This window comes from Neorhizobium sp. 2083 (assembly GCF_031455615.1).
In the GTDB taxonomy this organism is placed as follows: domain Bacteria; phylum Pseudomonadota; class Alphaproteobacteria; order Rhizobiales; family Rhizobiaceae; genus Neorhizobium.
The window spans coordinates 213250-238652 of the sequence record NZ_JAVDTC010000005.1 but is presented as its reverse complement, the minus strand read 5'-3'; the positions used below and the strand labels follow the sequence as shown (position 1 = coordinate 238652).

22 protein-coding genes are annotated in these 25403 nt (G+C 62.4%); 14 read left to right on the top strand and 8 right to left on the bottom strand.

Annotation, left to right across the window (positions count from 1 at the left end; genetic code table 11):
- The first annotated feature begins 175 nt into the window (after positions 1 to 175).
- Together J2X76_RS20420 and J2X76_RS20415 are read left to right on the top strand one after the other, a co-directional pair.
- On the top strand, positions 176 to 946 hold the full coding sequence (locus J2X76_RS20420; RefSeq protein ID WP_310219123.1) for a hypothetical protein: 771 nt from the start codon (positions 176 to 178) through the stop codon (positions 944 to 946).
- Entirely contained in the window at positions 939 to 3161 is a 2223-nt protein-coding gene (locus tag J2X76_RS20415) for a UvrD-helicase domain-containing protein (RefSeq protein ID WP_310219122.1), read from the top strand. The genes J2X76_RS20420 and J2X76_RS20415 overlap by 8 nt, the downstream gene beginning before the upstream one ends.
- Positions 3162 to 3192: 31 nt before the next feature.
- Here the strand turns inward: J2X76_RS20415 and uvrB are convergent, their stop codons facing one another.
- Positions 3193 to 6357 (bottom strand): excinuclease ABC subunit UvrB, encoded by a 3165-nt coding sequence (uvrB, locus tag J2X76_RS20410; RefSeq protein WP_310219121.1) that lies wholly within the window; start codon positions 6355 to 6357, stop codon positions 3193 to 3195.
- A gap of 101 nt (positions 6358 to 6458) precedes the next feature.
- Positions 6459 to 8453, bottom strand: a complete 1995-nt coding sequence (locus J2X76_RS20405) for an EAL domain-containing protein (protein WP_310219119.1) — start codon at positions 8451 to 8453, stop codon at positions 6459 to 6461.
- A 337-nt stretch (positions 8454 to 8790) separates the two neighbouring features.
- Between J2X76_RS20405 and J2X76_RS20400 the strand changes: the two genes are divergently transcribed.
- Together J2X76_RS20400 and J2X76_RS20395 are read left to right on the top strand one after the other, a co-directional pair.
- Positions 8791 to 10263 (top strand): DUF1800 family protein, encoded by a 1473-nt coding sequence (locus J2X76_RS20400; RefSeq protein WP_113129504.1) that lies wholly within the window; start codon positions 8791 to 8793, stop codon positions 10261 to 10263.
- Between the two features lie 3 nt (positions 10264 to 10266).
- Complete coding sequence (locus J2X76_RS20395; RefSeq protein WP_310219117.1) at positions 10267 to 11445, top strand: DUF1501 domain-containing protein; 1179 nt, start codon at positions 10267 to 10269, stop codon at positions 11443 to 11445.
- Between the two features lie 14 nt (positions 11446 to 11459).
- On the opposite strand, the gene J2X76_RS20390 is transcribed toward J2X76_RS20395, so the two are convergent.
- Complete coding sequence (locus tag J2X76_RS20390; RefSeq protein WP_310219115.1) at positions 11460 to 12047, bottom strand: hypothetical protein; 588 nt, start codon at positions 12045 to 12047, stop codon at positions 11460 to 11462.
- A gap of 13 nt (positions 12048 to 12060) precedes the next feature.
- Positions 12061 to 12450, bottom strand: coding sequence for an acyl-CoA thioesterase (locus tag J2X76_RS20385; protein ID WP_024164254.1), 390 nt, complete (start codon positions 12448 to 12450; stop codon positions 12061 to 12063).
- Positions 12451 to 12649: 199 nt separating this feature from the next.
- Between J2X76_RS20385 and J2X76_RS20380 the strand changes: the two genes are divergently transcribed.
- From J2X76_RS20380 to J2X76_RS20345, 8 genes are all read left to right on the top strand, one after another.
- Positions 12650 to 14488 (top strand): methyl-accepting chemotaxis protein, encoded by a 1839-nt coding sequence (locus tag J2X76_RS20380; protein ID WP_310219114.1) that lies wholly within the window; start codon positions 12650 to 12652, stop codon positions 14486 to 14488.
- 142 nt (positions 14489 to 14630) lie between these two features.
- Positions 14631 to 15209: an NAD(P)H-dependent oxidoreductase gene (locus J2X76_RS20375; protein WP_310219112.1), complete on the top strand. Its 579-nt coding sequence runs from the start codon at positions 14631 to 14633 to the stop codon at positions 15207 to 15209.
- Between the two features lie 120 nt (positions 15210 to 15329).
- On the top strand, positions 15330 to 16814 hold the full coding sequence (locus J2X76_RS20370) for an extensin family protein (protein ID WP_310219111.1): 1485 nt from the start codon (positions 15330 to 15332) through the stop codon (positions 16812 to 16814).
- Between the two features lie 362 nt (positions 16815 to 17176).
- Complete coding sequence (locus J2X76_RS20365) at positions 17177 to 17485, top strand: DUF1778 domain-containing protein (RefSeq protein WP_113129510.1); 309 nt, start codon at positions 17177 to 17179, stop codon at positions 17483 to 17485.
- Positions 17485 to 18033 (top strand): GNAT family N-acetyltransferase, encoded by a 549-nt coding sequence (locus J2X76_RS20360; protein ID WP_310219110.1) that lies wholly within the window; start codon positions 17485 to 17487, stop codon positions 18031 to 18033. The genes J2X76_RS20365 and J2X76_RS20360 overlap by 1 nt, the downstream gene beginning before the upstream one ends.
- A gap of 264 nt (positions 18034 to 18297) precedes the next feature.
- Positions 18298 to 18504, top strand: a complete 207-nt coding sequence (locus J2X76_RS20355) for a hypothetical protein (RefSeq protein ID WP_310219109.1) — start codon at positions 18298 to 18300, stop codon at positions 18502 to 18504.
- A 29-nt stretch (positions 18505 to 18533) separates the two neighbouring features.
- A complete protein-coding gene (locus tag J2X76_RS20350; RefSeq protein ID WP_310219108.1) occupies positions 18534 to 19460 on the top strand; it encodes an ABC transporter ATP-binding protein in 927 nt (308 codons plus the stop codon).
- Positions 19457 to 20218 (top strand): ABC transporter permease, encoded by a 762-nt coding sequence (locus J2X76_RS20345; protein ID WP_310219106.1) that lies wholly within the window; start codon positions 19457 to 19459, stop codon positions 20216 to 20218. Before J2X76_RS20350 ends, J2X76_RS20345 begins: the two co-directional genes overlap by 4 nt.
- Positions 20219 to 20243: 25 nt before the next feature.
- Here the strand turns inward: J2X76_RS20345 and J2X76_RS20340 are convergent, their stop codons facing one another.
- Positions 20244 to 21467, bottom strand: coding sequence for an MFS transporter (locus J2X76_RS20340; protein ID WP_310219103.1), 1224 nt, complete (start codon positions 21465 to 21467; stop codon positions 20244 to 20246).
- A gap of 103 nt (positions 21468 to 21570) precedes the next feature.
- Between J2X76_RS20340 and J2X76_RS20335 the strand changes: the two genes are divergently transcribed.
- The gene (locus tag J2X76_RS20335) at positions 21571 to 22548 is read left to right on the top strand and encodes an AraC family transcriptional regulator (protein ID WP_310219101.1); all 978 of its coding nucleotides are present in this window, start codon (positions 21571 to 21573) and stop codon (positions 22546 to 22548) included.
- A gap of 2 nt (positions 22549 to 22550) precedes the next feature.
- On the opposite strand, the gene J2X76_RS20330 is transcribed toward J2X76_RS20335, so the two are convergent.
- The 3 genes from J2X76_RS20330 to J2X76_RS20320 are packed head-to-tail and all read right to left on the bottom strand — an operon-like array spanning position 22551 to position 24269.
- Complete coding sequence (locus J2X76_RS20330; protein WP_310219100.1) at positions 22551 to 23255, bottom strand: TIGR02281 family clan AA aspartic protease; 705 nt, start codon at positions 23253 to 23255, stop codon at positions 22551 to 22553.
- Entirely contained in the window at positions 23252 to 23473 is a 222-nt protein-coding gene (locus J2X76_RS20325) for a DUF1289 domain-containing protein (RefSeq protein WP_310219099.1), read from the bottom strand. The genes J2X76_RS20330 and J2X76_RS20325 overlap by 4 nt, the downstream gene beginning before the upstream one ends.
- Before the next feature lie 19 nt (positions 23474 to 23492).
- A complete protein-coding gene (locus J2X76_RS20320) occupies positions 23493 to 24269 on the bottom strand; it encodes an adenosylcobinamide-GDP ribazoletransferase (protein ID WP_310219379.1) in 777 nt (258 codons plus the stop codon).
- 110 nt (positions 24270 to 24379) lie between these two features.
- On the opposite strand from J2X76_RS20320, the gene cobT reads away from it, so the two are divergent.
- On the top strand, positions 24380 to 25399 hold the full coding sequence (gene cobT / locus J2X76_RS20315; protein ID WP_113129519.1) for a nicotinate-nucleotide--dimethylbenzimidazole phosphoribosyltransferase: 1020 nt from the start codon (positions 24380 to 24382) through the stop codon (positions 25397 to 25399).
- Positions 25400 to 25403: the final 4 nt, after the last annotated feature.

The following is a 25403-nucleotide window of genomic DNA, read 5'->3' as shown; positions in this document are numbered from 1 at the left end:
CAAGGATAGAGGGATCAGCAATTGGGGTAGGATCTTAACCGGGGTGAGCGCATGGATTCCCAGCTTCCTAAAAGTGAATATTTCACCCGCAAGGGGAGTGGGTGCTCGCAACGAACATAGTTGACACCGTTCGCTGAGGTGCTCAATATGCAGTTTATGGTTGTAGGAGGGGCGATTGAAAAGAGACTACATTAACCTTAGGCAGGGCGATATATTATCAAGCACAGACATAAGCCGAACTGGCTGGAGTTATGCGTTTGTTTTAACCGCCGACTGCGACTTATGGAACGATAAATTTGGTAAATTCCTAACTATAGTCCCGATACTTTCCGTCAAAGAATATATTGAAGACGTTTATTTCCAAGAGCAATGTCAAAGAGAAATAGAGAAGTTATGCCAGAGATTTTGTGATCTGCCTGGTTATGAGATAGACGAGGAATTCTTTCACACATATATTTTCGATACGCCTCCGGATGTATTGGAACGGCGCTATATCGGTTTGGGGACGATACCTATTTTGAAAATTCTTCAACAGTATGCTTCAGGAAATATGACTGCTATTCAGTCATTCTTGAGAATTTGCCAAATGAGAAACATTAAATTTGATAGTAAAGTCCGTCAATCGCTTACATCGATGAAGCTAGAGTACTTCTTCCTCAATGATTTGCCCGGCGCTCCGGGCTTGGGTTTCGTGGCTATGCTGAGGTTACCTCAATCCTTTCCCGTGGATTCTGTGGCGCTTAGCCGAGATGGAGTACCCGAAAAAGGTCAGTACTACCAAGCCTTCAAGACTGGATCCCTAAGCGATGCTGTCCGTTACGCTGTTGCACAAGCATTCGCAAATGTGTTTTCCCGCATAGGTTTGGCTACAAATTTCGAAGCCGATAGATCTGAGATTATTTCTATGATTTGTGACGCTTATAACCCGGACAAAGTAGATGCCTGATTTGAACATTGCCATCGAGGAAAACGCTGCTCGTATAATAGCGCGGTCACCAGTGTCTGAAGGCTTTTTCAAAAGCTTCACTCTTTACGAACCGGATTCAGGTCTAGCGTCTATCACCGTGGGAAACACGATTTTTCTTCTTTGCAGAAATTCCAAACTGGAGGGAAGGTTTATCGTAATCAACGGTGCGAGATGCGCTCTCTCTACTGCCAAGCCAAACAGTTATGACCCATTCGAACGTATAATCACGTTAGCCATAAGCAAATTTGAGAATGATGTTTCGCTGCCTGTGAAATGGGGTTTGTATACGGACGGAGGGAGACGAGGGTCTTTCTTCGCTTACACGGCTGCAAAAGGTAGTGGAGCAAGAATATTTTACGAGGACCGCTTCAATGGGGGGAATAATATTTATGTTTATAGTATAACAAGTAAAAATATTGAGTTTGATAGTGTTATAGTTGAGAAAAATACATATGAAGAGTTCAATAGTGGTATAGTTGACGCATTTATAAAATATGAATCGCTTGATTTTAAGAAGAAAGAGTTTGATGGATTGGTGGAGATCGAATCACCAAGTAATGTTATAGGTCACGGATGGTCGTTAGAGGAGTGGGTGGATCGTAGATTAACTAATGCCCAAAGAATATTTATAAACAAAGATTATTCTCAGTCGGTTCGACTCCGCGGGGCGGCTGGAACAGGTAAAACAATTTCGCTTATAGTGAAATTCCTCCGAGATTTTATGTCTTTTGAATCTGATGGCCAAAATGTTAGAATGCTTTTCCTTACTCATTCCAAGGTAACCGCGGATCTAGTTAAGGACCTTATTCATCAACTAGATAAAGAGGACGCTAGGGGAAAGGCAGTGTTCGCGTCTGCAAAAGTGGCAACTATATTCGAAATTGCGTCCGACTTCGTGCAGAGGGAGCAAAGAGGTGTCAGCCCAATCGACATTGACGCGTATTCCGGCCGAATTATGCAGAGAGAATTAGTTGAATCCATTATTATGTCGGCTCGACTTACACTTGCCACGCAGTTTGCAGATGAATCGTCGCCTGATTTCATTAACCGGATGCTGACTGACGAGCCCTCCTCAAAGGATAGATTCCTATATGAGGTTATGAATGAAATAATGGCAGTTCTGGATGCTGAAGGGATTAGGTCCGGGAATAGCAAGGCCATTGATTACATAAATGCGCCTCGTCCGGAATGGATGGTTTCGCTTGAGAAGCCTGGTGAGCGAAAGATATTACTAGATATTCATCGCCGATATCGGGAACAGCTTCGAGAAATGCGGGTCATTAGTGTCGACCAGCTCATTGCAGATTTTGTATCATTCCTAAGCTCAAACGTATGGGACAATTTGATCGAACGAGAGGGGTATGATGCTCTCTTCGTCGACGAGCTTCATCTCTTTACTCCTCTTGAGCGGATGGCCCTCAAACCTTTAATGCGACAGACTGGGGTTTTCGGCGGGCGTCAACCTATGTTTATGGCCTACGATCTGAAGCAGACAACGCGCGACTACTTTTCGAACCTCGTAACTGACGGCAAATCGACCTCTAGCTGGATAGGAAGGACGGCCGATGGGAGTGATCTTGTTGAGTTGAATGAGGTGTTCAGGTTTACGCCTCAGATTGCGCACTGTATCGCGGATATGGCGGTTTCGTTTGCCGAGGTGGAGTTTTTGGATCAAATGGATCGGCATACCGGCGAGAGCTTGGTTGATGATGGGGATGTGCCTGAACTAAGAGAATTTAACACCAATCAGAAAATGTATGAGTGGGCTTTCGCATACGCCAACGGCCGTGCTGCATCTCTAGGGAGCGGCAGGAGAGTATCTATAATTTGTATGAATGAGAACCTCTATTCTGTTTACAGGGATGCTGGCCGCCACGGTGGTTCGTTTATTTCAATTGAGAGCAGAGAGGATTTGAATGGTATTAGGTACGCTGGAAAACGTTTTATCTATAGTTCCCCCGAGTTCGTAGCTGGATTACAGTTCGATGATGTTATAGTAATTCATGCGGATCGCCGAACTGTAGATGAAAATGATCTGGGTCCCCTACGTAGGAGGCGAAATCTATCTAGGTTGTATTTGGCGGCCAGCAGAGCCTCCAAGAGGTTGACTTTCTGTGCTTCCCTCGAACTCGGTGGCATCTCACCTATTTTTACCACTGCAATTGCGAAGCATACGATCTATCTGGCCGGATGATCGTATAGGCGTGATGAAGAGGTGCTATGACTCACCGCCCCGGCCTACCGGTTTTCCCCTTCGTCCGACCCTTCCGCTTCTGCTCCCCACCATCCTCATAACTTCCCGCGCCGATCTTGCCGCGCACGAGGGGGCGGGGGTCGTCGGTGGATCCTCGGGTCGGGCCCGAGGATGACGACGGAGAGGTTGCCGATGACGGCGGCGGCGATGACGGTTTCGGCGGGAGCTTGCCGGTGACCGGTTTTTCGGTGCGGCCGACGGTCATTTCGTCGAGGTCGTTCCTGCGGAACAGCGATTTTTTCGAGGGTTCGGCGATGTCGCGGCCCATCTCGTCGAGCTGCGGCTTGCGGAACAGCGGCGTCGCGGTGTCGGTGCCCGGGCCCATGTCGTCGAGGTCGGGTTTGGCGAAGAGGGAGCCGCGAGTCGATCTCCCCCCTTGAGGGGGAGATGCCCCGGCAGGGGTAGAGGGGGGTGTAGCCGCAGCCTCGGAGGGTGAGACACCCCCCTCTGTCCTGCCGGACATCTCCCCCTCAAGGGGGGAGATCGACTCGCGGCGGGCGCTCGTTCCACCCTTGCCGTTTCCGGCTTTGCTTCCACCCCGGCCATTGCCGCCTTCGACGGCGCGAGCCTCGTCCCGCGCGATCGGGTCGTCCATAACCGCCAGTTCGGCGGCCTTGAGGCGTTTGATCTCGTCGCGCAGGCGGGCGGCCTTTTCGAAGTCGAGGTCGGCGGCGGCGTCGCGCATCGATTTTTCCAGCGCGTTGAGATGGGCCTGCAGATTGTTGCCGACCAGGTGGCCGCCATCCGCAAAACCCTTGCCGGCGGCGCCGGAAATGTCGGCGCGCACGTGGTCGCGTTCGTAGACCGAGTCGAGGATGTCGGAGATTTTTGCCTTCACCGATTCCGGCGTGATGCCGTTCTCGATATTGTAGGCCATCTGCTTTTCGCGGCGGCGGGCGGTCTCGTCCATTGCGCGCTGCATCGAGCCGGTGATCTTGTCGGCATAGAGGATGACCTTGCCATCGACGTTTCGCGCCGCACGCCCGATGGTCTGGATGAGGGACGTCTCCGAGCGCAAAAAACCTTCCTTGTCGGCATCGAGGATGGCGACGAAGCCGCATTCGGGAATGTCGAGGCCTTCGCGCAGCAGGTTGATGCCGACCAGCACGTCGAAGGCGCCCAGCCGCAGGTCGCGGATGATCTCGATGCGCTCCAGCGTGTCGATGTCCGAATGCATGTAGCGCACGCGAACACCCTGTTCATGCAGGTATTCGGTGAGGTCTTCCGCCATGCGCTTGGTGAGCACGGTGCACAGCGTGCGATAACCCTTCTGGGCGGTCTCGCGGATCTCGCCGAGCACGTCGTCGACCTGGGAACGGGCGGAGCGCACTTCCACCGGCGGGTCGATCAGGCCGGTCGGGCGGATCACCTGTTCGGCGAACACGCCGCCGGACTGTTCCATTTCCCAGGCGCCGGGGGTGGCCGAAACGGCGACGGTGAGCGGCCGCATCGCGTCCCATTCCTCGAAACGCAGCGGCCGGTTGTCCATGCAGGAGGGCAGGCGGAACCCGTATTCGGCAAGCGTCGCCTTGCGGCGGAAGTCGCCGCGATACATGCCGCCGATCTGGCTGACCGAGACATGGCTTTCGTCGATGAACAACAGGGCGTTGTCGGGGATGTATTCGAACAGGGTCGGCGGCGGCTCGCCGGGATTGCGGCCGGTGAGGTAACGCGAATAGTTCTCGATGCCGGCGCAGGAGCCGGTCGCCTCCAGCATTTCGATATCGTAGCGGGTGCGCTGTTCCAGCCGCTGCGCCTCGAGCAGGCGGCCGCCCTTTTCGAGCTCGGCGAGCCGGTGCTTCAGCTCCTCCTTGATCGCCTTGATGGCGCCGTTGAGGGTGGGGCGCGGGGTGACGTAGTGCGAATTGGCGTAGATTTTGACGGACTTGAGGTCGCCGGTCTTCTGGCCGGTGAGCGGGTCGAACTCGGTGATCGCGTCGATCTCGTCGCCGAACATCGAGATGCGCCAGGCCGCGTCCTCAAGGTGGGCCGGAAAAATCTCGATCGTATCGCCGCGGACCCGGAACGAGCCGCGCACGAAATTGATGTCCTGGCGCTTGTATTGCTGGGCGACGAGGTCGGCGAGCAGCTGGCGCTGGTCGAGGCGGTCGCCGACCGTCATCTGGAAGGTCATCGCCGTATAGGTCTCGACCGAGCCGATACCGTAGATGCAGGAGACCGAGGCGACGATGATGCAGTCGTCGCGCTCCAGCAGCGAGCGGGTGGCCGAGTGGCGCATCCGGTCGATCTGTTCGTTGATCGAACTCTCCTTCTCGATGAAGGTGTCGGAGCGCGGCACATAGGCTTCCGGCTGGTAATAGTCGTAATAGGAAACGAAATATTCGACCGCGTTGTCGGGGAAGAAGTTCTTGAACTCGGAATAGAGCTGCGCGGCCAGCGTCTTGTTCGGGGCGAGGATCACGGCGGGGCGCTGGGTCGCCTCGATCACCTTGGCCATGGTGAAGGTCTTGCCCGAGCCGGTGACGCCGAGCAGCACCTGGGAACGCTCGTTGTCGTTGATGCCGGCGACGAGATCGGCGATCGCGGTCGGCTGGTCGCCGGCGGGCTGGTAGTCGGACGCCATGCGGATCGTCACGCCGCCCTCGGATTTTTCCGGGCGGGCGGGGCGGTGCGGCGTCCACAGCTTGCCGTCCTTGAACAGCGGATTGCCGCTCTCGATCAGCGCCGACAGCGCCTCGACGGTGGCGGTGACGCCGTTCGGCGCGATCTTTTCGGCATCCTCGAGCGACACGTCGAGGCCGGCGACCGGGTTCAGCCCGGCGCGGGCGCGGGTCTTCGGATCGGAGGAGGCGCCGATCGACACGCCGCGGGCCGTCTTCGAGGCGGTCGTATTCTTCGCGGTGGTGGGAGCCGACCTGGCGGCGGCCTTGATCGCCTCCTCACGCGCCGCAATCTCGATCTTCTTGCGGTGTTTGCCGGCCTTGGAGGCGATCTCGCGCTGCGTCTCGACCCCGGACGCTTCCGCCTCCGCCTCGAGCTGCTTCACCCAGTCGGAAACGCTGCCGGCCAGGGGACCGGAGAGCGGCGCGCCTTCGAACGACGATTGCGGGGCTTCCTCGAAACCGTCGTGAGCGTGCGGGTTCGAGGCGGGAGATTTTTTCGGTGATCTGGCCATGCCGCGAATATGGAGGGAGTCATCGCGAAAGTGAAGAGGGTCAGGTCACAAAACGAGTACAAAAGGGAAACGGATTTTGGTTGCCGAGAGGGGCGGCGGTGTCAGGCCACCTGCCGTTCGGCGAGCATGCGCCGGCTTTCGATCCAGCCGGGAATGCGTTCGGCCGGCATCGGGCGGCTGAAGAAATAGCCCTGGGCGATCGCGCAGCCGAGGGCGCAAAGCGCATTGGCCTCCTCCTCGCTCTCGACGCCTTCGACCACCACTTCCATCGACAGCGCCCGGCCGAGCCCGACCATTGCGCCGACGATCTCCTGGTTCTGGCGGCTGAGATGCACGCCGCTGATGAAGCGGCGGTCGAGTTTCAGCCGGTCGACCTTCAGCGCCACCAGATAGGCGAGCGAGGAATGGCCGGCGCCGAAATCGTCGACCGCAAGCTTGTAGCCGGAGCGCTCGATGCGTTTCAGCTGCTCGCCGGCGACCAGCGTGTCGAGGATCGCCTCCTCGGTGATCTCGATCTCGAACAGGGCCGGATCGATGCGATGGGCGCTGGTGATGCGGTCGAGCACGTCGGTGACCGAATAGAGGTCGAATTCGCGCGGCGAGACGTTGATGGCGACGGTCGCGCGCGGCAGGCCGAGCGCGGGCAGGCGGGTGAGCAGCCGGCAGGCGGCTTCGGCGACGGTCGCGGTCAGCCGGTCGGCGAGATTGGCGGCCTGGGCGGCCGAGACGATTTCCGGGGGCGCGATCGGCCCGAGATAGGGATGGTGCCAGCGCACCAGGGCCTCGAAGCCGGTGATCTCCCGGGAGGCGAGATCGATCTGCGGCTGGAACCAGGCTTCGATATGGCCGGCATCCAGCGCATCGGCGAGTTCCTGCTCGATCTGGTTCTGGCGGTCGGCCTGGGAGCGGAAGGCCGGCTCGAATTCGCGCCACTGGCGGCGGCCGCCGTCCTTGGCCCGGTAGAGCGCCATGTCGGCGCTGATGAACAGGTCCTCGGCCGTGTCCGCATGCAGCGGAAAGAGGGCAAGGCCGATCGAGGTGCCGACCACGGTCGGCTGGCCCTCCAGCATGACCGGCTGGCGGCTGCGCTCGAGGATGCGCCGGGCAAGGTTACGGGCGATCTCGGCCGCATCGGTGCCGCCGAGGATGATCGCGAACTCGTCGCCGCCGAGCCGGGCGATGACGCCGGTGCCGCCGACGGCCGAGCGCAGCCGGTCGCTGACCTCGACGAGCAGGGCATCGCCGGCGCTGTGGCCGAGCGTATCGTTGACCATCTTGAAACGGTCGAGATCGAGGATCAGCAGGGCGAGTTGCTCCTCCGCGGCGCGCGCTGAGGCAATGCCCTCGTTGAGGGCGGTGTTGAAGGCGGTGCGGTTGGCGAGGCTGGTCAGCGGATCGCAGCTGGCGAGCACTTCCAGCCGGTAATTGGCGCGCAGAATGTCCGAATTTGCGGAGGAGAGGGAGTCGGCAAGCGCCGTCGCCTTCAGCTTGCCGAGCACGTTGCCGGCGAACGTGGCCGCGCTGGTGCGGCTGCTGCGGATCAGGATGATCGTCAGCGCCACGACGTTCAGCGCCAGCAGCCAGCCGCCCGGTCCGCCGCTGGAGGCCAGCGATATCATGACGGATGCGTGCGGCGGCAGGGCGAAGGCGAGTGAGCTGGGGCTGTAGCCGACGCCCATCAGCACCGCACCGGTCGCCATGCCGAGCATCATCAGGTAGAGGCCGCCATCCCTGCCGATCGCCTCGAAATCCGGCAGCGCGAAGGGAAGCGTCGCCCAGGCGAGGCCGCTGAGCAGGGCGCCGACCGTCATGGCGTCGAGCGCCGATTGCGGCGCATGCGCCACGGTTCCCCAGCGTTTCAGGAGCGATGCCATGAAGGCGCGCAGCAACAGGCTGCCGATGACCGTCAGGAACCAGATCGTCGCGGCGAAGGTGAGGCCCCGTCCGATGGTCGTGACAAACAGCGCCGAGGCCGAGACGCCGGCATTGGCGACAAGTGTCGAGGTCAGGCGGTCAAGAATCGCCGATGCCTGTGCGCGCTTCACGTCCAGTGCGAGGGCCGGGTCGGTCTGGCCAGATCTGAGTTCGGCTTCCATCGTTCCGCTCGAGGCTGGAGTTGCTGACGAATGGCCGCACTATCCAATGGCGGCGATAAGAAAGTCTTGATATCAGGCGGCTTTCTGCAACTTGCCCGGGCTATCCTAAACAAAGGGGTAATTGTCGCCCGCCGACGCCTCAATATCAGGCGAATGCCCTCGAATTGATCTTGGGCGGGCCAGCAGATCGGAAATCTTTTGCCTGGCCTGGAATGGGCCGGAACTTTCCCGCCGGCATCGAATTACAAATTGTCCATATCACGAAATGGCCGCAATTCCTGTTGGTTTCCACCACATTTGTTGGGGAATCTGAGCGGGTGAAACGAGGAGTAGTTCCATGGCTCTTCCCAACCCGACCCTGGCCGCCATCCGCTATGGTTATGGCCTTCGTCCCGGCGAAGAGCCGCCTCGCGATGTCGAGGCGCTGCTGGCCCAGATCGGACAAGGCGCTTCCGAAAGGCCCCGCTTTCCGCGCGAGGGGCTGAGCGGGCGGCTGGACACCGCCACCCGCGTCATCTCGCTGCTCGCCGCCGAGGCCAAGGCCCGCAGGGCCGGCAATCCGAACGAGGACGTCCGCAAGGCTACCCAGGGCGAGGCGCGGCGGATCTATCGCCAGGACGCCATGGCGCGGCTTGCCCAGGCGATCCATTCGCCCCTCGGCTTCTACGAACGTCTCGCGAGCTTCTGGGTCGACCATTTCTCCACCAGCGTGATGAAGTCGCTGCCGATGCGGATGATCGTGCCGCTTTACGAGGCCCAGGCGATCCGCCCCCGTATCGGCGGCTCCTTTACCGGACTGCTGTCGGCCGCCATCCTGCATCCGGCCATGCTGATCTATCTCGACCAGGACAAGAGCGTCGGACCGGATTCGGCGGTCGCGCGCAGGACCGGCCGGGGACTTAACGAAAACCTCGGCCGCGAACTGCTGGAACTCCACACGCTCGGTGCCGGCAGCGGCTATACCCAGGACGACGTGCGGGCCGCGGCGCTGATCCTGACGGGACTGTCCGTGGACAATCGCGCCATGCAGGTCGTCTACGAGCCCCGGTTCGCGGAGGCGGGGCCTGTCAGCCTGCTCGGCCGGACCTATCAGGACGACGAGGGCGACGGTCAGGACCACGTGCTGATGCTCGAGGACCTTGCCGCCAATCCGAAGACGGCGCAGCATATCTGCGGCAAGCTCGTCCGGCATTTCATCGCCGACAACGCACCGGAGGAACTGGTCGGCGCGATGGTTGCGGCCTGGACGAAGAGCCATGGCAACCTGACCGAAGTCTACCGCGCCATGCTTGGGCATCCGCGTGCCTGGTCTGATCCCGGCCGGAAGATCAAGCGGCCGTTCGAGTTCATGGTATCGGGCTTCCGGGCACTCGACCTGCCGGAGCGGAATTTCGCCAACCTTTTGCGCGACATGGACGATGGCGACGAAGACGAGAGCCCGGTCCAGAAGGCCATGGACATGGCCGGCATGGCGGCCAGGCAGGATACCAGGAAGAAGGCGGGGCGCGCCAACGCCCTGACGCTCGGCGCCCTGCAGCGCATGGGCCAGCCGGTCTGGCAGCCGCCGAGCCCCGCAGGTTTCCCGGACGAGGAAAGCGTATGGCTGACCCCGAGCCAGTTGAGCGAGCGGATTTCGTGGGCGCGCACGGTCGCGCGCATCTTCGGGCAGAAGATGGAGCCATCGGCTTTCCTTGAGGCCGCGCTTGCCGATGCCGCCCATCCGGAGACGGGCAGGGTCATCGCCCAGGCGCCCAGCAAGGTGCACGGCATCACGATGGTGCTGGCATCCCCCGAATTCAACAGGAGATAGACGATGAGCTTCGACAATGGCTTCCTGTTGTCCCGCCGCGGTTTTCTGGCCGGCGCCTGTTGCGCCGCGGCGGCGCCGATCGTGACGCCGGTGAGCTTCGCCGCCATGCCCGGCGACAACCGCTTGGTGACGATCATCCTGCGCGGTGCCATGGACGGTCTCGATCTCGTCCAGCCCTATGGCGATCCCGCATTTGCCGCGCTGAGGCCGAAGCTCGGCCTGAGGCCCGATACCGGCCTGATCGATCTCGACGGTTTCTTCGGCCTCAATCCGGCGGCCGCCGCCCTGATGCCGCTGTGGCAGGCGGGCGAACTCTCCTTCGTGCATGCGGTCTCGACGCCCTATCGCGACCAGCGCAGCCATTTCGACGGACAGGACATGCTGGAGACCGGCGGCAACGGCAAGGGTGAGCGCACCGGCTGGCTGAACCGCACGCTGGCGGTGATACCGCGCTCCGGTTCCCGCAAGGCGATCGACATCAACACGTCGATGGAACTGATCCTGAGCGGGCCGAACCAGGCGGATTCCTGGTCGTCGCAGAGCAATTTCGCGCTTGCGGAAGACGAGATCGCCTTTCTCGACCGTCTTTATGCCGGCGACCCGGCCTTTGCCAAAGCCATGGAGGAGGCGAAGAAGACCGACATGTCGGCGGACTCCCTATACGCCGACGGCAGGCGCGGCGCGGGCATAACCGACATGGCGCGGCTTGCCGGCGGCATGTTGCGCGAGGATTACCGGATCGCCAGCTTCTCGATCAACGGCTGGGACACCCATGTCGGCCAGCAGGGGCAGTTCAGGAAGGCGGTCGGAGCTCTTTCGACCGCCATCGTCACGCTGAAGGACGAGCTCGGCGAAGATGCGTGGAAGAAGACGGTGGTGCTGGCGATGACCGAATTCGGCCGCACGGCGCGCGAGAACGGCACCAACGGCACCGACCACGGAACCGGCGGGCTTGCGGTGCTCGCCGGCGGGGCGGTCCCGGGCGGCAAGGTTCTGGGCAAATGGCCGGGCCTTTCCGAAGACAAGCTGCTCGATCGCCGCGACCTGATGCCGACCGGCGACGTGCGCGAAGTGGCCGCCGCCATGCTCTACAGGCAGTTCGGCGTCGAGCCCGGCGATCTCACCGCCAAGGTCTTTCCAGGACTGGGTTTCGACAAGGGCTCGGCCTATCTGAAGGGTTAGCCGGCTGGTTGCCCCTAGGTCAGGAAGTCGTAGACGCGGAAAATCCAGTAGAGCTGGTAGACCAGCGCGAAGATGACAAAACCGGCGTGATAGCGACGGTTTGCGGTCGTCGCGGCGATAACCGCGAGCAGGAAGTAGATCGCCGTGCGGGCCGGGTATTCCACCCCGAGCGAGGCAAAATAATCCCGCCCCTTCAGCGCTGTATCGATGATGTCGGTTAAGAGCATGCCCGCCAGGAAGAGGAAGAACCATTTCCGGCGGGACAGGAAATAGTGCTCGTAACCGTCGTAATCCTGCATCGAGGTCGGAAACAGCAGGGCGCAGAGGAAGAAGAACAGCGCGCAGAAGGCGATCAGGAAGAGATAGGCCGCAAAGCCGATCACCGGCAGGGCGTGCAGACGGTATTCCCACCACCAGAAATGCACCAGAAACAGGAACATGAACGCCACCCAGCCGAGATGGACCGGGTAGATGCGCGTCGCCTGCGGATGCTGGACGATACCGGCGAGGCCGTTCAAGAGCCGCGCCAGGCTGAGGCTGACGACCATGCCCATGACAACGCGGATATGCGTGAAGGTTTCGGCGGCGGTCGCAGCGTCCATATTCGTCCTCGATCTATTCCTCGGCCGGCACCGGCACCGGACGGCCGTCCTCGTCGAGCGCGACCATGATAAAGGTTCCGGCCGTGACCTTCTCGATCATCCGGTGGCGTGCCCGTTGCGCCCAGGCTTCCACCGTCAGCGTGATCGACGAGCGTCCGACGCGGGTGATTTCCGTATAGATGTTGAGCGTGTCGCCGATCTTGACCGGCAGTTCGAACGCCATTTCCTTGACAGCGGCGGTGACCACGCGGCCCCGGGCGCGCTCGGCGGCGCGGATGCCGCTCGCCAGGTCCATCTGGGCCATCACCCACCCGCCGAAGATATCGCCGGCAGCATTGGCGTCCGCCGGCATGGCGAGCGTTCTAAGGGTCAGTTCGCCGGTTGGCTTGGCGTTTTCGGTCATGTCGTCTCTCTGGTCCTGGAACGATTCCTCCGATCCCAGAGTAGCGGCAAGCGCGGGAGAAGAAAACTCCGGGAAAAAAGCGTTTTATATCAATAATTTAGATCAGGCTAATTCACGTCAGGCGCGATTCGTAAGCGCTTCACTACCTAGTAACCAACGCCGGTTAGTATTTAAGGCGAATTGCGAATAAGGGGGTCCCATGCAACGTCTCGCCATTTCCTGGCGCCTTTATAGTCTGGTGCTGTTGTCGCTCGTCATCCTTGGCGGCGCCATGGTCTTCAGCCTCTTCCAGAGTTATGCCTCGTCGGAACGGGAGCGTAAGGCGGGCCTTGCCCAGATGAACGACGTGGCGCTGACCGTGCTCAAGAAATACCAGGCGCTGGAAGCCTCCGGCGCCATGACCCGCGAACAGGCCCAGACCGAGGCCAAGGGGGTCATTTCGGTGATGCGCTACGGCGACGGCAGCGGCTATTTCTGGATCAACGACATGCTGCCGCGGATGATCATGCATCCGATCAAGGCGGAGTTGAACGGCAAGGACCTGTCGAACGACAAGGACCCGAACGGCAAGTTCCTGTTCGTCGAGTTCGTCAACGCCGTCAAGGCAAGCCCCACGGGCAAGGGTTTCGTCGACTATTACTGGCCGAAGCCGGGCGCCGAGCAGCCGGTCGAAAAGTATTCGCACGTCGCCGGTTTCGCGCCCTGGGGCTGGATCGTCGGCACCGGCGTCTATGTCGACGACCTGCACGCCATGTTCCGGCGCGATGCGATCAACTTCGCCTCGATGTTCGGTATCGGCGCACTGGTGCTGATCGCCGGCGCCACCTTCGTCGTCAAGACCGTGACAGGCCCGATCGGCAAGATCAAGCAGGCGCTGCAGTCGATCGCCTCGGGCGAAGCGCGCGTCACCGTGCCCTGCACCGAGCAGAACAACGAGATCGGCGAGATGGCCCGGGCCCTTTCCGTGCTGCGCGACTCGGTCGAGGAACGCGCCCAGCTGCAGGCGCGCGAGGCCGAGCAGGCCCGCACGATCGCCAGCGAGCGCTCCGACAACGAGCGGACGATGACGGCGGCGGCCGAGCGGCAGGGACGGGCAATCACCGAGCTTGGCCGGGCGCTCGAGGCGCTGGCGGCAGGCGACCTTTCCGTATCGCTCGCCGACCTCGGCGAGGACTATGCGAAACTCCGCCACGACTTCAACGCGGCGGTCGGTTCGCTGCACCAGGCGATCGCGGCGATTTCCGAAACCAGCCTCGTGGTGCGCGACAGCGCCTCGGACATTTCGGGCGCGACGGGACATCTGGCCAAGCGCACCGAACAGCAGGCGGCGGCTCTTGAAGAAACCGCGGCCGCGCTCGACGAGATCACCGCGACCGTCCGCACCGCGTCGGACCGGGCGGTGGAGGCCCGCACCATGGTCAGCGAGACCAAGGACAGCGCCGGCCGTTCGGGCGAGATCGTCCGCAATGCGATCGACGCCATGGGCCGGATCGAGGAGAGCTCCAACCGCATCAACCAGATCATCTCGGTGATCGACGAAATCGCCTTCCAGACCAACCTCCTGGCGCTGAACGCCGGCGTCGAGGCGGCGCGGGCCGGCGAGGCGGGCAGGGGCTTTGCGGTCGTCGCGCAGGAAGTGCGCGAACTGGCGCAACGCTCCGCCAATGCCGCCAAGGAGATCAAGACCCTGATCGGCAATTCCGCCCGCGAGGTGGAAGGTGGCGTGGCGCTGGTGCGCTCCACCGGCGATGCGCTGGTCGAGATCGCCACGCTGGTCGAGCGGGTCAACGCCCATGTGGATACGATTGCCACGGCTGCCCGCGAACAGGCGACCGGGCTTCAGGAGATCAACTCCTCGGTCAACCACATGGACCAGATGACCCAGCAGAACGCGGCGATGGTCGAGGAAACCACCGCGGCGAGCCAGACGCTCGCCGAACAGAGCCTGCACCTGCAGGGCCTGCTTTCGGCCTTCAGGCTCGGCGACGGCGGCCGCGGCGCAGCCTCCGGTTACGGGGCCCACGCCCGCGCTGCCTGATCCGCAGGATCCATCTCCGAAACACCAGAGGCCGCCGGAGCGACAAGCCCGGCGGCCTTTTGACGCCGGTCGAATTGACGAGGGTCAAACGGGCCCGCCTCCGTTGCCTCTAACGCTCGGGCATCTTCAACGGAGAATGACGATGACGAGGATCGTGATCATCCAGGGACATCCGGACGCCGGAGAGCCGCATCTCTGTCACGCGCTGGCGGATGCCTATGCCAGGGGTGCCGGGAAAGGCGGGCATTCCGTCGAGCGCATCGAGCTTGCCCGCATCGGCGTGGCATTCCTGACCTCGCAGAAGGAACAGCAGCACGGGACGGTGAGCCCGCCGATCGTCGACGCGCAGCTGAAGATCGGCCGTGCGGACCACCTGGTTTTCGTCTACCCGCTCTGGCTCGGCTCGATGCCCGCCCTGCTGAAGGCATTCCTCGAACAGGTGGCGCGGCCGGGCTTTGCCTATGACACGTCGCTCGGACCGTTCAACAGCGGCCTTCTCGGCGGCAAGTCGGCGCGGGTGGTGATCACCATGGGCATGCCGGCCTGGTATTACCGGCTCGTTTACGGCAGCCACAGCCTCAAGGCGCTGAAAGTGGGCATCCTGCATTTCGTCGGCATCCGGCCCGTTCGCGCGGCCCTGGTGGGCGCGGTCAACGCCCGCAATTTCGGTGGCGCGAAATGGATCGCCAGGATGGAGGTTCTGGGGCGGCGGGCGTCCTGAAACGGGCTGGAATTGCACCGAAAGGTCACGAAAGAGCCTTGATTTCTCAAAGGTTCGTTTACCGACTTTGCCTAAACTCGGAGCCTGTGTCATTTCGGCACCGGAAGAGTGGCAACTGGTATGGCGTATGCTTCCTTTTCTCGGCGGGTGATCGGCTCGCTGATGATCCCGACACTGCTGGCTGCCTGTTCCGCCGGGGATCTCGTTCCGCCTGCGTCGATCGACAACGGCCGGGTCGGGGCGATCCAGCCGATGCGCGACATCCCGCGCGAACCCCTCTCGCAGCAGCCCTATCCCGCCGGCGCCGCACCGGTCTCCCAGGCGAGAGTCGACTATGTGAACACGCCGAACCTCGCCGGCACCGGTTATCCCAATACGAACGGCCGCAATTCGGCTTCGGCCTATCCCGATGACGGCGGGCACTACCTGCGGGCGCCGGCCCAGGTGCAGTCCGCGCCCCTCGATGCGCCCCGGAATACATCGTTGAATGCACCGATGGCGCAGCAGGCACCCGCCGCGCGCCAGGGCCGCCTGCCGATGATCGACAGCGACGAGGCGATGCAGCAGCAGGCCTCTCTCGGCCGGCGCAACACGACCCGCAATGCCGGGCCGATGACCATTCCGGAGGAGGGCGTCAATATCGATGCCGAGCTCGGTTTCGGCCCCGACGAGAGCGACGTGACGGGGCTTGCCGAGGAGGAGGATTCCGATATCGCCGAAGGTGTCGGCAACCAGCCCGTCGTCGACGGCATCGGCACCGACAATCCGCGCGCGCTGCAGCCGCGCCGCCAGCCGATCTCGCAGCCGATGAACGACGACCGCGTACTGGTGCCGCCGAAGCGCCAGGGCGCCGGCGTGCAGGGCGACCTTTCGAACGGCAGCATGGCCAATCGCGGCATGGCGTGGGGCAGTCAGCCGAGCATCGCGCCGCCCGGCAGCCGATCGGCCGCCGGCACCCAGCAGGTGGCGATGCTGCGGCCCAACAATCCGATGAACGACAGCGGCCCGATGAGCCAGCGCGACATGCCCTGGCAGCGTGAGGTGATGCCGCAGTCGGAAGTGAGCTGCCGCGCCGAACTGCGCCGTCTCGGCGTCGAGTTCGAAGACCGGCCGTCCATCGACGCCGGCCCGAGCTGCAGCGTGCCCTATCCGGTCAAGCTCTCGGGCTTGTCCGGCAATATCGACGTCAAGCCTTCCGTCACGCTCAATTGCCAGACGACGCTCGCCTTCGCCAAATGGGTGAAGAACGAACTCGCTCCCTCGGCGCGTTACCGTTACCTCACCGGCGTCCAGAAGATCGTGCCGATGGGTGGTTATTCCTGCCGGCGGATGAACAACAGCAACCAGCGCTACAACCCGATGTCCGAACACGCCAAGGGCAATGCCATCGACATCGGCCAGATCGTGCTCAAGGACGGCCATGAGATCGACGTGCGCAAGAAGGGCCTGTTCTCGCTGCGCGAGGGCGGCCTCCTGAAGGCGGTGCGCAGCGACAGCTGCAAGTATTTCAACACCGTCCTCGGTCCGGGCAGCAACGCAGAACACTGGAACCACTTCCACTTCGACCTGCGTTCCCGCCGGAGCGGCAAGCGCTACTGCGACTGACGCCCGGCGGCAGCCGATGCCGGCATGCTTCCTCGGATACAGCCGGCACCTGCAACTCCCGCGAGCCTGTGGACATTAAAGATCCGTAAACCATATCCGGCAACCAAACTGGAACCATAAGCGGCGGCGAAGCATGAGTGGTGACGCCGCAGTCCGTCCCCCCGACTACCCCTACTGCGGCACGAGACCCGGCATGCGCACCAAGCCCATGACGCATGCCGGGTCTCACCCCAACACCACGCGAGAACCGAGATCGCCAGGATGCCATTCCCATCGGGAAAATCTGGTGGGCCGGGTCGCTTTTCTTGATTTGTACGTCTTTTTGACGTACAAGGTTTTGCGAAAGCCATCAGGAGGCGACGATGTTTGTTTTCGAGGATGTGACGAGCGAAATCGACGAGCCGAACGATGCGCGAATGAATTTCCGCACCAAGGAGCGGATAAAGAAGACGATCCATCGCGCTGCGATTCTGTCCGGGGTGGACGATTCTGCCTTCGTGATCAATGCGGCATACCAGTCCGCCATGGCGACGATCGCGGCGCATGAGGTCACGCTTCTGCAGCCGGCCGACCACAAGGCGTTTTTCGAAGCCCTCGACAATCCCCCGGCGCCGACGCAGAAACTGCAGGAGGCATTCAGACGCCACGGCGAGACGGTCGTTTCCAAATAATGTCCGAAGATATTGTTTCGAAGCCGACAATAGAGCCGCTCGATCCGTCCAGGCACGATCGGGCGGCTTTTTCCTGCGGCATACCGCAGGTGGACAACTTCATCCAGAAGACAGCCAACAAGCTATCCCAGGCGGACAATCTGCGTGTCTATGTCATGACACGCGGCAGCGGCACGATCATCGGCTTCTATGCCATCAACAGCCACTCCGTCGATTATCGGGACCTCCCGATCACATTCTCTCGCACCCGCCCGGCACACGGTTATATCCCCGCCGCCTATATTTCGATGATCGGTCGCGATCAGCGCTTCAAGGGAAGTGGTTACGGCGGCGACCTGCTTGTGGATTGCCTGATGCGGGTTGCCCGCGTCGCCGACAGTATCGGGGTCGCCGTCGTCATGCTGGATGTCCTCGATTGTGGCGATCCGGAGCGCACTGCGCGCAGAGCCAGGCTCTACAGGGACTACGGGTTCCAATCCTTGCCATCCAACCCAATGCGGATGTTTCTCCCGGTCGCGACCATCCGGAAAATGCTGGGTGAAGCATAGGCCGCATCCCCGATCGAAGCTTTCACGAGCGATGGCCCGGCTGGCAGCGCCTGCAAAAAAGAAAGCCGGCTCAGGGAGCCGGCAAGGGCGGAGGCGGGGCTCGCGGGGATGAGCCGGACTTCCGGTTACTCAAGAACTCATACTTGAAAACACCAGGCATGCGGCAAGCGGAAATAAAAAGCGCTGAAACACGATGGTCATGACGGTCGCGCGAGGGGTTACGTGCGGCGTAAAGAGCGGGACCGTTGCTTGCCTGGTGGGACAATGCTGTACGAACGTCACGGAAAAATGACAGAAGCGGTGGATAGACATCCTTCCTGGCATGCGATGCGGGACTGCGGCGCCGGCAATGTCGTGACGATCATCCCGGTGCGACCGTTGCTGTCGATTATCCTGCGAAACCGTCAGCAATATTCTTCCATGAGGGATGGTTTCGAAGGTTTGCGTGCCTATATTCGCGGCGCATCCTGAAAATCGATTCCTTGAGAAGACCATTCCCCATGGCGTCAGTCGTTTCCATAGACAAGCTTACCAAGACCTACGAGAACGGGTTTCAGGCACTGAAGGGCGTCGATCTCGAAATCGAGGAAGGCGAGATCCTCGCGCTGCTCGGTCCGAACGGCGCCGGCAAGACCACCCTGATCTCGATCATCTGCGGCATCGTCAACCCTTCGACCGGCAAGGTGCTGGTCGGCGGCAAGGATGTCGTCAGGGATTTTCGCCAGACGCGGTCGCTGATCGGGCTGGTGCCGCAGGAACTGACGACCGACATGTTCGAGACGGTCTGGAACACGGTGAACTTTTCCCGCGGCGTCTACGGCAAAAAGCCCAATCCGGCGCTGGTCGAGGGCATCCTCAAGGACCTGTCGCTGTGGAGCAAGAAGGACAGCATGCTGCGCGAACTTTCGGGCGGCATGAAGCGTCGGGTGATGATCGCCAAGGCGCTCGCCCACGAGCCGCAGATCCTCTTCCTCGACGAGCCGACCGCCGGCGTCGATGTCAACCTGCGCCGCGAGATGTGGCAGCTGGTCGAGAAGCTGCGCGCGAGCGGCGTCACCATCATCCTCACCACCCACTATATCGAGGAGGCGGAAGAGATCGCCGACCGGGTGGGCGTCATCAACGGCGGCAAGCTGCTTTTGATCGAAGAAAAGGCGGCGCTGATGAAGAAGCTCGGCCGCAAGCAGCTCAGGCTCGAACTGTCCGAGCCGCTGAAGGCGCTGCCTGACAGCCTCGGTGCCTACAACCTGGCGCTTTCCGAAGACGGCACCGCGCTGATCCACGAATACCAGGGCGAGGAAGGGCAGGGCACGATCGCATCGCTGCTGTCGACGCTTGCCGCGCAGGACATTCATTTCCGCGATCTTTCCACGCGACAGAGCTCGCTCGAGGATATTTTCGTGGCCCTGGTGGGAGAAGACGCATGAACTTCGAAGCGATCAAGTCGATCTATGTCTTCGAGATGGCCCGGCTGCGGCGCACCCTGCTGCAGAGCGTCATTTCGCCCGTCATTACCACCTCGCTTTATTTCATCGTCTTCGGCACCGCGATCGGTTCGCGCATCCAGACGGTCGAGGGCGTATCCTACGGATCGTTCATCACGCCCGGCCTGATCATGCTGACGCTTCTGACGCAATGCATCAGCAACGGCTCGATCGGCATCTATTTCCCGAAATTCACCGGCACCATCTACGAGATCCTGTCTGCACCGGTGGCGATGACCGAGATCCTGCTCGGTTATGTCGGTGCTGCCGCCAGCAAGGGGCTGATCATCGGCCTGATCATCCTTGCGACCGCCTCGTTTTTCGTCGACATCCAGATCGCCCATCCATTCATGATGGTGCTTTTCCTGGTGCTGACGGCGATCACCTTCAGCTTGTTCGGCTTCATCATCGGCATCTGGGCGAAGAATTTCGAACAGCTCAACGTCATCCCGATGCTGGTCGTGCCGCCTTTGACCTTCCTCGGCGGCAGCTTCTATTCGATCAACATGCTGCCGCCCTTCTGGCAGACGGTCAGCCATTTCAACCCGGTCCTCTATCTCGTTTCCGGCTTCCGCTGGAGCTTCTACGAGATTGCCGACGTCAACCCGATGGTCAGCCTCGCCATGATCGGCCTGTTCCTCATAATCTGCCTGTCGATCCTCGGCTGGATCTTCAAGACGGGTTACCGGCTGCGCAACTGACCGCAGCCGATAACCGGGTTTGGCTTCAGCCCTGGCTGAGCTGGACCTGGCGTGCGCCGCGCATGACCATCACGGACGCACCGAGAACGGAGGCGATGCCGAGGAAGGTCATGACGCCGAGCGGGCCTTGGGCGTCGATCAGCAGGCCGCCGAGCACGGCGCCGCTGGATATGGCGATCTGGAAGGTCGTCAGCAGCAGGGCGCCGGCGCTTTCCGCCTCATCCTGGGCGGCCCGGGTGATATAGCTCTGGATGCTGACGGGCAGGGCGCCGAAGGCAAAACCCCAGAGCGTGATGGCGACCGCCGCGGCCGTCGTCGATGCTCCGATGGAGACGAGGATCACGGCGGAGACGGCAATCAGGCTGGAAGCGAACACGACGCCGAGCGCCGAACTGCGTTCGGTGATGATGCCGCCGACGATGTTGCCGAAGAAGCCGCCGACGCCGTAGGCAAGCAGGACGAGCGAGATCATCTCGACGTTCAGCCGGGGAACGTCTTCCAGGTAGGGGCGGATATAGGTGAAGCCCGCAAAGTGGCCGGCGACGATCAGCAGCGTCGCGATGAGGCCGATGCGGATCTTCGGGCGCTTGAGGACGGCCGCCAGCGTGCCGAGCCCGGCATGTCCGGCCGGCGGCAGCGATGGTACGGTGACCGCCTGCGAAAGGAGCGCCAGCACGCCGACGGCGCCCGCCAGCACGAAGGCCGCCCGCCAGCCGAGCGTGGAGCCGATATAGGCGCCGAGCGGGGCGGCCATGACGGTTGCCACCGAAACCCCGGTGAAGATCATCGCCATGGCGCGCGGCAGGTGATCCATGGGCACGAGCCGCATGGCGAGCGCGCCCGACATCGCCCAGAAGCCGCCAAGCCCGATGCCGAGCAGCACGCGCGACACGAGGAGCAGGGTCAGGCCGTTGGCGAAGGCGGCGAGCGCGCAGGAGAGGATGAGAAGGGCGGTCAGCCCGAACAGCGTCCAGCGGCGGTCGAGGCTGCGGGTGCCGATGACGACGCCGGGGCCGGCAAAGGCGGCGACGACGGCCGTGACCGTCACCGTCTGGCCGGCGACGCCGGAGCTGATGCCGAGGTCGGCGGAAATCGGCGTGAGAAGGCTTGCCGGCAGAAACTCCGCCGTCACGAGCCCGAAGACGCCGAGGGTAAGCGCGACGACCGCATCCCAGCGGGCCTTCGCCGATGAATCCGGGCTGGACGAATCGCGCACGACATCGTCCTCTTCGAAAGTACTGTCTGTCATGATCGTTTCCTGTCTTGGGAGGAGGAGGTACGGAGGACCGTACCGGAAGGTTGACCCAGACTTAGGCGTGACAGCCTGTACTTTCCATGCTAGAAAGTCCGATATGCTTGACCGTTCGTCCAAAGAAATCCCCCAAGACTTCTCCGATCCGCTCACCGAGATGCTGCGCGGACTGCGGCTCGACGGTGTCGAATACGGGCGCTGCCGGCTGCCGGAACCCTGGGCGACGTCCTTTCCGGCCCAGGAGGCGGCGCGTTTCCACTTCATTTCATCGGGCTCAGCATGGCTGCAGACGCCGTCGGGCGAATGGCTGGAATTGCGGGCGGGCGATGCGGCTCTTCTTCCGCGTGGCGACGCGCATGTGCTGGCAAGCGTTCCGGGCCTGACGCCGCTGCCCTTCGACCGGTTCGGGCGCAAGGAAGTCTGCCAGGGCGTGTTCGACGTGCAATGCGCCGATGCCTGCGGCGGCACCGTGGCGCTGACCGCCTCGATGCGCTTCAACATCGACAAGCTGCATCCGCTGCTGCAACTGATGCCCGAGGCGATGCTGACCAGCGATCTCGCCCGCAACGAGCCGGCCATCCCGCATCTTCTCGATGCCATGGCGCGCGAGGTGGACATGGATCGGGTCGGTGCCGGCGGCATTCTCGCCCGGCTCGCCGATGTTTTGACCGCGACGCTGATCCGCACCTGGGTCGAGCACGGCTGTGGCGACACGACCGGCTGGATCGCGGCGGTGCGCAATCCCGAAGTCGGCCGCGTGCTTGCCGCCATCCATCTGCAGCCGGACCGGGACTGGACCGTCGCGTCTCTGGCAAGACTGATGGGCGCTTCGCGATCCGGTTTTGCCGAGCGGTTCCTGCGCGTGGTCGGCGAAACGCCGGCGCGCTACGTGGCGCGGGTGCGCATGCACCAGGCGCGGCAGTGGCTGCGCGACGGCGAGCGGGTCGCGACCGTCGCCGAGCGTCTCGGTTACGATGCCGAAGCTTCCTTCAGCCGCGCCTTCAAACGCATCATCGGCACGCCGCCGAGCCAGTTCCGCAAGGGTGGCATGGGCGAAGGCATGCGGGATTTCGGCTGAAGTCAGTCCCGCAGTCTTAGCTCATCCGTCTGCATCTGCAGGGAACCGAGGGTGGAGAGGAAGCTCATGCCGAGCAGGCTTTCCCCGAGCTTTCCGTCTTCGGCGACCATCGCGCGGATGTTCTTGCGCACGATCGGGCCGATGCCGACTTCGTCGAGCCTGACCGGTGCGGCCATTGCCCGGCCGTTGGCGGTCATCACCGTGACCGTAAAATTGAGGTTTTGCGGATTGAGACCGACCCTGCGGGCGTCGTCGTAGGACAGCACCACGGTGCTGGCGCCGGTATCGACCAGCATCGCCAGCACCTTGCCCTCGACGCTGACATTGGTCTGGAAATGGCTGCCCCGGGTTTTGTGGATCACCACCTCGTCGCCGCCTTCGCTGGTCGTCATCACCACGGCCGTGCCGGGCAGCAGACCGGCGGTCACCCTTGCCGCGACATTGCGGGCATCGTCGCGATAAAGATAGGCGGTCACCAGCCCGAGGATGATCAAGAGCCAGATGGCGAGATTGCGCAGCACCTCTCCGGCATGGCCGCGCCGGCCGGCGAGAATGCCCGTGGCGAGCAGGCCGGCGATCGGCAGCAGGTAGATGACCCGGCCGAAACTATCGTTGTCGATGCCGAAGGTCTGTCCGGTATCGTGGTTGAAGATCAGGAACGCCAGGCCGACGCCAAGTACGATGAGAATGCCGGTGAGCGCGTTCATGCGGTGTCGCGTTCCTTTGCAAGACGCTGGCGGCGCGTTTCCCGCCGCGGCTTTCGCTCGACGGTTTCGAGCCGTGCGGGCAGGGCTTCCATCAGCGCGCGGCGCTCCATGTCGGTATAATCCATCCAGCCGGCGATCTCGTCGCGGGTGCGTCCGCAGCCGAAGCAATAGCCGGTCTTGAGGTCGATCGAACAGACGAGGGTACAGGGCGAAATCATGCGTCAGTATATCGGGGTTTCACGCGGCAAGAGCAAGAGTGGCGAGCATGGCGATCTCGCTCAATTGTTGGGTAGCGCCGATCGTATCGCCCGTATGGCCGCCGAGCTTGCGGGCCACGAACCGGGTGAAGCTGAACCCGGCGAGCGCCGCCGCGACCAGCGCCAACAGAACCTTCGGCAGGCCGAGAACGGGGACGAGCAGGACGAGCGCGACGGCCGCCCCGGTGAACAGCGCGACATTGCGGGCGCCGTCTTCCGGAAAGCCGGCGCCGGCCGCCACTCCGCCTTCTCGGGCTGACGGCAGTGCGCGCCAATGGGCCACCATGAGGGCACGGCTGACGGCCGCAACGGCAAGGACGGCGAGCGCCGCCGTGACGGCATCTTGCCGAAACAGCGCGGCAAGCGCTGCGGCGCGCAAGGCAAACGTCAGCACGAGCGCTACGATGCCGTAGGCGCCGACGCGGCTGTCCTTCATGATATGAAGCGCATGCTCCTTGTCCCGCCCGCCGCCAAGGCCGTCCGCCGCGTCGGCAAGTCCGTCCTCGTGCAGCGCGCCGGTCAGAAGCGTCAGCAGGGCAAGCGTCAACAGGCTGACCAGCAGCGGATCGCCGGACTGCAGGACGACGAGAACGAGCGCCGGGAGGGCCGCGACGATCAGTCCCGCGAGGGGAAAAGCCCGCACCGCCCGCGAGATCGTGCCGTCATGGCCGCGGAAGAATCGGTCCGGCACCGGCAGGCGGCTGAGGAACCCGACAGAGCGGGCGAGGTCGGCGATGAAATCCGTCGCGTTTGGCAGTTGTTCCTCCGTGCTTACCCGATTATGAGTTTGCGCACAGAAGCGCGATTTGCGGGGAAAGACAAGTTTTCCTGCCGCGATACCAGAGCGAGCTACAAGAGAGACTTTCCATGAGCGTGAGCGGCCTGCCTTTCGACGATTTCCGTGCCCTGCTGCAGAACCTTCCGGGTCCCGATCCGCGGGCGCTGGTGGCGGCGCGCGAGCGCGACGCGCAGCTCACCAAGCCGCCGGGCGCCCTTGGACGTCTCGAGGAGATCGCCTTCTGGCTGGCCGCCTGGACGGGCCGGGCGCCGGCCGTCAACCGGCCGCTGGTGGCGATCTTCGCCGGCAATCACGGCGTGACGCGGCACGGGGTCACGCCTTTCCCCTCGTCGGTGACCCAGCAGATGGTCGAGAACTTTGCGGCCGGCGGCGCTGCCATCAACCAGATCTGCGTCACCCATGATCTCGGCCTGAAGATCTTCGACCTGGCGCTCGATTACCCGACCGGCGACATCACCAGCGAGGCGGCCCTTTCCGAGCGCGACTGCGCGGCGACCATGGCCTTCGGCATGGAGGCGATCGCCGGCGGCACCGATCTTCTGTGCATCGGCGAAATGGGCATCGGCAACACGACGATCGCCGCCGCCATCAACCTCGCGCTTTATGGTGGCGAGGCGGAGGATTGGGTCGGCCCGGGCACCGGTTCGCATGGCGAATTCATGGAGCGCAAGATCGCCGCGGTGAAGGCGGCGGTCGAGTTCCACAAGGACCACCTGAACGATCCGCTGGAAATCCTGCGCCGCCTCGGCGGCCGCGAGATTGCCGCGATCGCCGGCGCCATCCTTGCCGCCCGTGTCGAAAAGATCCCGGTCCTGCTCGACGGCTATGTGGTGACGGCGGCCGCCTCGATCCTCAAGGCCGCCAACCCGGCAGCGCTCGACCACTGCCTGATCGGTCATGTCTCCGGCGAGCCGGGACACCTGCGAGCCATCGAACAGCTCGGCAAGACGCCGCTTCTGGCACTCGGCATGCGGCTCGGCGAGGGAACGGGCGCAGCACTTGCGGCCGGCATCGTCAAGGCGGCGGCAGCCTGCCATTCCGGCATGGCGACCTTCGAACAGGCCGGCGTCAGCAACAAGAGCCACTGAGCCC

Bases quoted from the DNA above. Each gene is read 5' to 3' on its own strand.
- J2X76_RS20415 (WP_310219122.1), top strand. From the start codon at position 939: ATGCCTGATTTGAACATTGCCATCGAGGAAAACGCTGCTCGTATAATA.
- uvrB (WP_310219121.1), bottom strand. From the start codon at position 6,357: ATGGCCAGATCACCGAAAAAATCTCCCGCCTCGAACCCGCACGCTCAC.
- J2X76_RS20405 (WP_310219119.1), bottom strand. From the start codon at position 8,453: ATGGAAGCCGAACTCAGATCTGGCCAGACCGACCCGGCCCTCGCACTG.
- J2X76_RS20400 (WP_113129504.1), top strand. From the start codon at position 8,791: ATGGCTCTTCCCAACCCGACCCTGGCCGCCATCCGCTATGGTTATGGC.
- J2X76_RS20395 (WP_310219117.1), top strand. From the start codon at position 10,267: ATGAGCTTCGACAATGGCTTCCTGTTGTCCCGCCGCGGTTTTCTGGCC.
- J2X76_RS20390 (WP_310219115.1), bottom strand. From the start codon at position 12,047: ATGGACGCTGCGACCGCCGCCGAAACCTTCACGCATATCCGCGTTGTC.
- J2X76_RS20385 (WP_024164254.1), bottom strand. From the start codon at position 12,450: ATGACCGAAAACGCCAAGCCAACCGGCGAACTGACCCTTAGAACGCTC.
- J2X76_RS20380 (WP_310219114.1), top strand. From the start codon at position 12,650: ATGCAACGTCTCGCCATTTCCTGGCGCCTTTATAGTCTGGTGCTGTTG.
- J2X76_RS20375 (WP_310219112.1), top strand. From the start codon at position 14,631: ATGACGAGGATCGTGATCATCCAGGGACATCCGGACGCCGGAGAGCCG.
- J2X76_RS20370 (WP_310219111.1), top strand. From the start codon at position 15,330: ATGGCGTATGCTTCCTTTTCTCGGCGGGTGATCGGCTCGCTGATGATC.
- J2X76_RS20365 (WP_113129510.1), top strand. From the start codon at position 17,177: ATGTTTGTTTTCGAGGATGTGACGAGCGAAATCGACGAGCCGAACGAT.
- J2X76_RS20360 (WP_310219110.1), top strand. From the start codon at position 17,485: ATGTCCGAAGATATTGTTTCGAAGCCGACAATAGAGCCGCTCGATCCG.
- J2X76_RS20355 (WP_310219109.1), top strand. From the start codon at position 18,298: ATGCTGTACGAACGTCACGGAAAAATGACAGAAGCGGTGGATAGACAT.
- J2X76_RS20350 (WP_310219108.1), top strand. From the start codon at position 18,534: ATGGCGTCAGTCGTTTCCATAGACAAGCTTACCAAGACCTACGAGAAC.
- J2X76_RS20345 (WP_310219106.1), top strand. From the start codon at position 19,457: ATGAACTTCGAAGCGATCAAGTCGATCTATGTCTTCGAGATGGCCCGG.
- J2X76_RS20340 (WP_310219103.1), bottom strand. From the start codon at position 21,467: ATGACAGACAGTACTTTCGAAGAGGACGATGTCGTGCGCGATTCGTCC.
- J2X76_RS20335 (WP_310219101.1), top strand. From the start codon at position 21,571: ATGCTTGACCGTTCGTCCAAAGAAATCCCCCAAGACTTCTCCGATCCG.
- J2X76_RS20330 (WP_310219100.1), bottom strand. From the start codon at position 23,255: ATGAACGCGCTCACCGGCATTCTCATCGTACTTGGCGTCGGCCTGGCG.
- J2X76_RS20325 (WP_310219099.1), bottom strand. From the start codon at position 23,473: ATGATTTCGCCCTGTACCCTCGTCTGTTCGATCGACCTCAAGACCGGC.
- cobT (WP_113129519.1), top strand. From the start codon at position 24,380: ATGAGCGTGAGCGGCCTGCCTTTCGACGATTTCCGTGCCCTGCTGCAG.